The following is an 8,584-nucleotide window of genomic DNA, read 5'->3' on the forward strand; positions in this document are numbered from 1 at the left end:
GTCACTCCTAGGTTTGGGTGGGACGCCCTCGTCGGGCGCCCCGGATTCGTACCGGCGGCGACGACCGCCCCAAAGGTGTTTCGTCTACAAGCGTTCGGGAGGGTGAACCATGCGCGCTATCCGGACGCGCAGCGCTGGCGGAGCGGTCCGGCCGCAGGACCCTGGAGCGAGGTGCTCGATCTGCCTCACCTAGTCCAGGAGGGACGAAATGAACGTCAACGAGTTGACCGGGACGTACACCTACCGGAGCTTCCTTGAGCTGCCGGATCCCGTCGACGACTTCAACAAGCTCCGGTTCGCACAGGCGGAGCTGAAGCTGGTGGCCGCACCGGACGGCGCCGTCAGCGGTGAGCTGATCCTCTCGGATCCGGGCGAGCAACCGTTGATCGTCATGGATATGACCGGACGGGCATCGGCCTCGTCCCGCGTCTCGTTCACCCTGAGCGGCCGGGGTCGGCCGCCCATCGCGGACTTCCACTACGAGTACGACGGCGTCATCCTGCGCCACTGGGAGACCGGAGTCGACCAGCGGATGGTCCTCGCCGGGACGGTGCTGCGGGCGGAGCCCCACGGGGGCGCGCCCGCCGGACAGACCGCGAGCTTCCTCGCGGTGCGGCGCGACGACGCGTAACCCGGTCGACTCACGGCCCGCCGCGGCGATCAGGACGGCCCACAGGGCGCTCGGCCCTGTGGGCCGCGCGCGCCGGTCGGTCGGTGCGCCAGGCCGGGCGGTGTCGATCGCGGGCTCTTGCACGGGAACCCCCGTTCCGGTGGCAGTACTCCCGTTCTCCAAGGTAGGCCGGGGTGCCGTGGGGCGCGCGGGGAGCCGGGCCGGGCGCGTCGGCGGTCACCCTCCGTTCCCACGGCTGCGGCAACAGGGAGTGACCAAAACGGCGGGGTGCCACAACTGACGAACAGTCGACGCCCTTGACCCGGTTGTACCGGCACCGGCGCGGCGCCTGCGGCGGGGTGCCGGCGTCCCCGGCCCACCGTCGGCCGATCCGCCGTCAGCTCATGGCGAGCAGCATGTAGAACATGCCCATCGCCATCACCGTCCGCCGCGCGGCGACCAGCCCGGACGAGGTCAGGACAGCCGGGCCGTCGGCGCGGGTGAGCCGGGCACCGGCGGCCGGGCGCGGCAGGAACGAGCCGGCGCCCCAGACGACGTAGCCCAGGAAGTACGCGGCCAGGGCGAGCAGCGCCCACTCCGGTACGGCGGAACCGATGCTCTCGTGGGTGGCACCGCCACCGGCGTGCTGGTGCGCCGGTGCCATGCACAGCACCAGCGCGGCCATCGCACCCGCACTGAGGACGTGGTGGGGGTAGTGGCTCCAGGCGCCGGCGAACGCCGAGCGGGGGTGGCGGCCCAACCGCCCCGCCAGGAGGAGTGTCGGCCAGGCCACCGAAGCGGTGAGCAGGGCCGCCCACAGGACGGGTGACAGAGGGTCGAACGCCGGTGCCATCATCCCGGCCATGGCGAGTGCCATGACGATCTCGGCCGGCTCCAGCCGACGGTCCGGGCAGCCACGTCCCACGACGACGAGAACGCAGTGGACCGTGCAGCAGCCGGTCAGGGCGATCAGCAGGGCGGTGGCGATCACGGGTTCATGCACGGGAACCCCCGTTCCACGGGTCGCACCCCGGCCCCGGTGGAGCCGGGCGACGATCAGGCCGTCGTGGGGGCCCTTCGCCTGGTGAGCGCCCCGTGGGCTCCCCTTCCACGGTAGGCCGGGCTGCCGTACGACGCTCGGGGAGACCGGCCGGTGCCGACGCCCGCCTCCGCGCGCACCACGCAGGCGAGCGCGCGGCGACCCGGCGACCGGTCAGCCCGCGGAGTCCCGGCCCGTCCGCGCCGCCACCACCAGACACCGGCGGCAGCGGCGAGCACGCCGATGCCGGTGCCGACGCCGATGGGGACGGTCGGTGACGAGCCGCCGTCCTCACCGGCGTCGGCGGGCGGCACGCTCGGTGACGCGGACGGGGGCACTCGGGGTGGCGGTGCCTGCGGCCGCAGTGCTCGTGGGGCCGGCGCTCGTGGGGCCGGCGCTCGTGGGGCCGGTGTTCGTGGGGCCGGTAGTCGGCACGGCCGTGGAGGGGGCGAGCGATGTGGCACCGGGCGACGCCGGTGCGAGCTTCAGGACCGGAGCCGGGTGTGCCGGCTCCACGCCGTTCTGCGGCAGACTCGACCTCGACGTGCGCGAGGGCCGCGGTGGTGGTCAGCGCGACGGCGGCGGCCGACGGAGCGACGGTCGCAGCGCGGGCGACGACGCGTGAGCGGGACACGGACAGGCAGAACCTTCCCGGCTGACGGTGGCCGTTACGGGCACGGCCACGACGCCCAGCCATCGTGCACCGGCCGGGTCCGCGCCGCCCCACGACGGACCGGCGCGCCCGGGAACCGGGTGGTGGGGCTCCGGGACGGGGGTTCGGGGGTGGGGGTTCCGTGGACCGGGGCCACCTCGGGGACGTGCTCAACCGCCCGCGTGGGGGAGGGGCCGGGGTCACGTCCTCCCGTGCTCCCGGAGGGTGCGTCGTGCGGCGCCCAGGACGAGCAGGGCCCAGAGGGCGGCGACCCCGCCCACGACGTAGACACCTCCGACGAAGGGGACTTCCGCGTTCGTCGCGGCCGGCGGGGCCCAGCCCTCCGGGTCGACGAGGACCGTGATGGTGGTGCCGACGGATGCCGCCGACGAGCAGCCTGAGCCGTCGTACGAGCCGTGCGGCAGCGGCAGGCCGTCGGCTCGGCGGATGCCGCACGTCCAGCTCACCCGGCCGCTCCTGTCCTTCTGGCGGTGGGCCGAGGTGATCACCACGTCGGCCGCCGTCCCGCGGTGGTCGATCAGCTCCGCACGGAGGCTGTTCACAGGTGTGACGATCAGGAGGATGCCCAGCAGGACGCCGGGCCAGAGCACCCAGCCGCTGGCTCGTACCACCACCAGCCCGCCGAGCGCCCCGATGAGTACCAGGACGGCGAGGATCATGCCGACGGCGTTGTAGTCGGGGTTGGTGGCGATCGCCAGCAGCCCGACCATCAGCACCGGGGCGAATATCCCGGTCAGGAGCGCCGTCCGGCGGACGGTACGGGGCGACGGTTGCCGGTCGTTCCCGGCGCGCCTCCTGCCGGCGCCCTTCCGGCCGGCGGGCCGAGGTGGCCGCACCACGCCCTCGGCGAGTGGTCTCTTCTGCTTCTTCGTCCGGCTCCGCGCCATGCCGCCCCCCGTTCGGTTGCTGACCAGTCGCACGTCTGACTGCCTGTGCGCCTGACTGCCCATGCGTTTGACTGCCCGTGCGCCTGCCTGCTCGCGCCGCCACAGTGTGACGCAGGCTCCGGGTGTCGGGAAGCGGACCACCGCTGCACAAGCGTGACCACCGGATCGGCGCGAACCCGGTTCCCGGCCCTGCTGGGCGGGTACACCCGCAGCGACCGCCGCCCGGTGGTGCGCCGGCCCCACCGGCCTCGCCGCCCGCGGCCCGACAGCCTCAGCGCGTCAAGGGGGCCGTTCCATGTCCGATCACCCCTCAGTCGATCACCCCTCAGCCGGCCACCAGGCCCAGGACGAGCAGACCGTGCGACGCCTCCGCCTGGGCATCGGCGTCCTCGGCCTGCTGCTGCCGATCGTCCTGCCCGTCGGCAACAGTCTCACCTCCTCCCGTATCGCCCTGCTCAGCTCGATGAGCGCGTCGTACTACAGCCACATGCGCAACGTCTTCGTCGGTGGCCTCTGCGCGATCGGCGTCTTCCTGATCTGCTACCGCCACGACCGACGGGAGGACCGCCTGAGTTCTGTGGCCGGCGTCCTGGCGATCCTGGTGGCACTCTTCCCCGCCGAGCCACCGGCGTCGGTCACACCACACCCGACCACCGCGCAGACAGCCATCGGCACGTTCCATCTCTGCTTCGCCGCAGGCCTGTTCGGCGTACTCGCGTACTTCTGCCTCCAGCTCTTCGCGGATTCCCCGTCCACGGGCGGGCGGCGGGCCGCGCGCGACTGGGTGTACCTGGTCTGCGGCTGGGTGATCGTGGCGTGCGTCGTCGTGGTCGCCGCCGGAGACGTTCTCCACCTCACCTGGGACTCGCCCCTGACCTTGATGTACGCCGGCGAGGCGGTCTCCGTCCTCGCGTTCGGGGTGGCCTGGTTGGTGAAGAGCGAAGCCGTCGTCACCTTCGTGCCGCGGGCCGCGCCGGACACCGCCACCTAGGCCGCGCCGGACACCGCCACCTAAGGGCTTGCAGAGGAACAAGGTGTTGCTCGGCAAGCCCTTGGCCTCAGCTGCCTCGGGGCGGGCATCGGCGCGGCCCCGGGAGGATCCGGGAGGATCCGGACCTCCCGGTCGCACGGCCCGGCGGCGAGGCCACACGCTCGTAGCCCCGGGCCAACACGGGCCCGCGTACCGGCCTCGCCCGCGGCCCCAGGCGGTGCGTTGCGCATCATCGCCGCGCTGCGCACGGCGTCAGGGCCCGGCCGGTGCGGCGTTCATGGTCCGGGCGGCGCGAGGCGGGCGGGCCGGCGGGCCACCGGTGGGAGGCCGAGCCGGTGGGCGCCCGCGATGGCGAGGCCGGCGGTGAAGGCGAGCACGTGGCCGACGGCGGACACCTCGCCGTCCCCGATCCCGGACAGCAGGTCGGGGGCGGCGACCGCCAGCATCACCAGCCACACCGCCCGCGACCACACCGGACGGGCCAGCCCGGTCGCCATGGCCAGCGCGGCCACCACGACGTAGGACGGGCCGGTGTCCAGTACGTGCGCCTCGGTGGCCGGCAGCGAGCCGTGCTCGATGCGCCACCACACCAGTGCCTCCGTCAGTCCGGTCGCGGCCACGTGGGCGAGGGCCAGTGCCGCCACCGCGCGACGGGCGCCGAGCACCGACACCACCGCGAACGCGGACAGCGCGAACGCCGGCCACACCCACACGGTGTTCTGCGGCACGAACGCGGACACCACCAGTGACTCGACCGGGTGACCCGACGGCCACGGGCGCAGGTTGTCGAGGTTGGTCGACGCCCACTCCCGCAGCGCCACCACCCGCTCGGGAGGCAGCAGCCGCAGGACCGGCCACATCGCGGTGAGCACGGCCACGTACCAGAACGCCGGGTTGCGGACCAGGCGTCGCAGCGGAGGAAGCGTCGGACGCATGCCGGCCACTACCGGGCGCGACGCCGAGGCCGAGGCCGACAAGGCCGATGACGAGGATTCAGTGCGCTCCGACACCCGCCGATCGTATGCTGCCGCCTGCGCTTCTCCGGTCGCGCCCCTGCCCCTGTCGGCGTCCGGCCGGTTCAGCGGTCGGACAGCTTGGACAGGTCGGACAGGTGGTAGCAGTCGCGGGCGTCCGGGGTGGAGGTGAGGCGTCGGTGTCTTCAGGGGTTCACTGACGGCTCCACGGGCGGATGAAGTCGTGGAGCGCCCGGAGGGCTGCGGGGGCGAGGGTCTTGGTGTTGACCGGTGTACCGGCCTGGTGGAGGAGATGGTCCAGGCCGTACAGGGTCTTCAGCCCGGGGCCGCCGGTGCGAGCGGCGGCAAGGGCGTTGACCAGCGGGGGTGTGGTCCGGCAGGGGACGTTGGCGTCCGCTGTGCCGCAGGTGACGACGACTCGCGTGCCGGGGGCGATGCGGCGGGCCGCGTCGGGCGGGTAGATGGCGTCGTCGGTGCGTACGTATCGGGCCTTCAGTGGGCCGAAACCGTCGTTCAGCGTGGTGGCGATCGGCGGGATGATGCCGCTGGTGTCCACGGAACGGCCCGCGCGGAAGTCCGCGATGGCGCGGGAGGTGTCCTTCTTGTTGGCTTCGCCCTGTGCGGCGGTGAGCAGGCCGGCTGCGACGTACTGGTCGATCTGGGCCGCGAGTTGGTAGTCGAGGATGTCCAGGATGCGTTGGTCCTGGGGCGCGAGCAGGGCGAGGCCGGCTGGTTCCGGGCGCACGACCGGGGCGACCAGGAGGGCACGCAGAGCGCCCTCGCTGTGTCCCACGATCAACAGGGCGTGCGGGTCGGCCTCCGGCTGGCTTCGCAGCGCGCCGTACGCGGCGGCGGCCTGCCTGGTGAGGGCGGCCATGTCGATGCGGCCGGGGTCGTCGCGGTACTGGCCGAGGCCGGTCCGTCCCGTGCCGTACTTGTCGAACCGCAGGGTCATGACCTCGTCCCCGCCGAGGGCGTCCGCGATGAGGGCCAGGGTCGAGGGGGTGAGCGCGGGCGGCTCGTTGCCGTCGCGGTCGGTGGGGCCGCTGCCGGGCAGGAGCAGGGCCGCGGCCATCCGGTGGCCTGCGCGGTGGGCGGGCACGTGGACGGTGGCGTACGTGGTGGTGCCGTCCGCGTCGAACTGCACCTCGCGGTCGATCGCCGGCAGGACGCCGCGGACGTCCGGGGTTTCGGCCGCGCTGGTGGTGGTGCCGACGGTGGTGGCGGCTATCAGGGTTGCGAGGGCGGCAAGGGCCCGGCTGTGCCAGTTCACGGGTGTCTCCAGTGAGTGAGTGACGGGTGGTCGTGGATGGGTGGGGTGAGCTGATGGGCCGGCGCGGTGCCGGTGGCACCACAACGGGGAACGGGTGACCAGGAGGAGTGTCAACCGGCCTTGAAACCGGCGGAGTTGACGGTCATGCGGCGACGAATGGTGGACGGTGGGAATTCCGGCGTCCGGGTGCTCGGTCGTCTGCCGCGCAGGACTCGGTTCACCGTCGGGGCACGCTCGATGAGTGCCACCGCCGCACGCGGATCGGAGACCTCGACGACCAGGTGGGCGTAGCGCCGGTCCGTCAGTCCTGTACGGGCTGTTGCGGTGCGCACCGAGGTGAGCGACCGGAACATCGATGAAGGTGTCGTCATGGGCCCGGCCCGGCGAACAGTTCCGTGGCCGACCGGACCACTTCGGCGTCGTCACATCCTCTCGGGCGACCCATGAGGCGACCCTACGCAGTTGAGGAACGATCAGTCAAGAACGATCGTTCCTAAACGTGTGTCATCGGGGTCGGGCGGCCGCGCGGCCCGGTGTGCGGGGTTCCTCGATGCGCCGGCGCCCAGTCGCGCCTCCGGGGCCTCCGGGGCCTCCGGCCTCGCCCCTGGCGCGGCTGCACCGGCGTCAATTTGGGGTTTTGTGTTGAGTCTTGTGAGTTGCTGATGTGTGCAATATCGTATTGCACTGCCGTCGAGATCGACGGTCCAGTGATTCCCCCACGTCAGTGCCTCGCCGGCGGCGACTCTCCGAGTGCTGTCGCCGAGGTGCTCCTGCAGTTCCCGTGCGCACCCCGCATCTCCCGATCGATGCCTCGGTGTGCCACGGCGCAGAGCCGACCCACCCTCAACCAGCCGTGGCCGGCCCGTTCTTCGGGCTGCCCGTGCCCCGGCCCACTCACTCCCCCCGGGAAGCCCCCACATGCGCACATCGCCACCTCGCGTCGCCGGCATGCTGGCCGCCATGGCCCTCGCCGTCTCCGGCCTCGGCGCGACCTCCCTCGTCACCGCCGCTCCGGCTGCCGCTCTCGGCAACGGCAACGCCCTGACCCCGCCCATGGGGTGGAACTCCTGGAACAGCCTGGGCACCCAGGTCAACCAGACCCAGGTCAAGCAGACCATCGACTTCATGGCGGCCAACGGCCTGGTCCAGGCCGGCTACAACACCGTCACCATCGACGACGGCTGGTCGGTGCGCCACCGCGACGGCCAGAGCGCGGACTTCGCGAAGAACCGCGACAACGGCATGCAGCTGTACGACAACTACGGCAACCCGGTCTCCGGCACCGACGGCTCCGGCAACGACCCCACCAGCGGCCACCTGGTCCCCGACGCCGGCCGGTTCCCCTCGCAGACCGTCAACGGCCAGACGGTGAACGGGATCCAGTACCTGGCCTGGTACGCGCACAGCAAGGGCATGAAGTTCGGCCTGTACGCCACCGCCACCTACACCACCTGCCAGGGTCACCCCGGCAGCCTGGGCCACGAGAGCACCGACGCGAACGACTTCGTCGCCTGGGGCGTCGACTACGTCAAGTACGACGACTGCCCGTACGGCCCGACCATCGTCGGCCCCGACGGCTACAGCTACTACCCGCAGGGTCAGGGCAAGGAGCTCACCAAGTCCATCTACGCCCGGACGCAGACCTTCCAGCGGGCCCTGGACGCGGCCACCGCCGCCGCGGGCAGGTCGAAGGTGACCCTCAGTCTCTCCGCGCAGCCCGCGCACACCGGCATCCCGTACCTGCTGGACGCCAACGACCCGGCCCGCACCGACCCGCTGATCGTGGCCGCCGGCGTCCAGCCGCACCAGGCCGCCGGCTACTACCCCACGGGCGTGTGGTGCGGCCAGGTCGCCAACCTGTGCCGGATCGGCGGGGACCGGGACAGCGAACTGGACGGCGTGCTCTACAACGGTCAGCTCCAGACCGCCCTGAAGTACCCGGGCAACGCCCACCCCGGCAGCTGGAACGACATGGACATGATGTTCGCCGGCTGGCAGGACGTGAACGGCATCTGGGGCGTCACCGACTTCAACAAGGGCAGCAAGCCGTTCACCGACGACGAGTCGCGCACCGAGCTGTCCGTCCTGTCGATGATGGCCGCCCCGCTCATCTCCGGCGCCGACCTGCGCACCACCG

6 protein-coding genes and 1 pseudogene are annotated in these 8,584 nt (G+C 72.4%); 3 read left to right on the forward strand and 4 right to left on the reverse strand.

What is annotated here, in order from left to right:
* Positions 1-208 precede the first annotated feature (208 nt).
* Positions 209-631, forward strand: coding sequence for a hypothetical protein (locus tag C2142_RS34835; protein WP_148646852.1), 423 nt, complete (start codon positions 209-211; stop codon positions 629-631).
* A 376-nt stretch (positions 632-1,007) separates the two neighbouring features.
* Here the strand turns inward: C2142_RS34835 and C2142_RS34840 are convergent, their stop codons facing one another.
* A complete protein-coding gene (locus tag C2142_RS34840; RefSeq protein ID WP_148646853.1) occupies positions 1,008-1,613 on the reverse strand; it encodes a DUF5134 domain-containing protein in 606 nt (201 codons plus the stop codon).
* 888 nt (positions 1,614-2,501) lie between these two features.
* Entirely contained in the window at positions 2,502-3,209 is a 708-nt protein-coding gene (locus tag C2142_RS34845) for a hypothetical protein (RefSeq protein ID WP_148646854.1), read from the reverse strand.
* A 295-nt stretch (positions 3,210-3,504) separates the two neighbouring features.
* On the opposite strand from C2142_RS34845, the gene C2142_RS34850 reads away from it, so the two are divergent.
* On the forward strand, positions 3,505-4,200 hold the full coding sequence (locus tag C2142_RS34850) for a DUF998 domain-containing protein (protein ID WP_148646855.1): 696 nt from the start codon (positions 3,505-3,507) through the stop codon (positions 4,198-4,200).
* Positions 4,201-4,475: 275 nt separating this feature from the next.
* On the opposite strand, the gene C2142_RS34855 is transcribed toward C2142_RS34850, so the two are convergent.
* Positions 4,476-5,135 carry a rhomboid-like protein gene (locus tag C2142_RS34855; protein WP_148646856.1) on the reverse strand — a complete coding sequence of 220 codons (660 nt, stop codon included), beginning with the start codon at positions 5,133-5,135 and terminating at the stop codon, positions 4,476-4,478.
* A 232-nt stretch (positions 5,136-5,367) separates the two neighbouring features.
* Positions 5,368-6,447 (reverse strand): alpha/beta fold hydrolase, encoded by a 1,080-nt coding sequence (locus C2142_RS34860; RefSeq protein ID WP_148646857.1) that lies wholly within the window; start codon positions 6,445-6,447, stop codon positions 5,368-5,370.
* A gap of 948 nt (positions 6,448-7,395) precedes the next feature.
* Here C2142_RS34860 and C2142_RS34865 point away from each other — a divergent pair.
* Positions 7,396-8,584: pseudogene (locus C2142_RS34865) on the forward strand (glycoside hydrolase family 27 protein); the annotation flags it as partial.

The sequence above is a fragment of the Streptomyces sp. CB01881 genome (assembly GCF_002953255.1).
GTDB lineage: Bacteria > Actinomycetota > Actinomycetes > Streptomycetales > Streptomycetaceae > Kitasatospora.

What these genes read in the sequence shown, in the direction of transcription:
- C2142_RS34835 (WP_148646852.1), top strand. Translation starts at nt 209, where the DNA reads ATGAACGTCAACGAGTTGACCGGGACGTACACCTACCGGAGCTTCCTT.
- C2142_RS34850 (WP_148646855.1), top strand. Translation starts at nt 3,505, where the DNA reads ATGTCCGATCACCCCTCAGTCGATCACCCCTCAGCCGGCCACCAGGCC.
- C2142_RS34845 (WP_148646854.1), bottom strand. Translation starts at nt 3,209, where the DNA reads ATGGCGCGGAGCCGGACGAAGAAGCAGAAGAGACCACTCGCCGAGGGC.
- C2142_RS34855 (WP_148646856.1), bottom strand. Translation starts at nt 5,135, where the DNA reads ATGCGTCCGACGCTTCCTCCGCTGCGACGCCTGGTCCGCAACCCGGCG.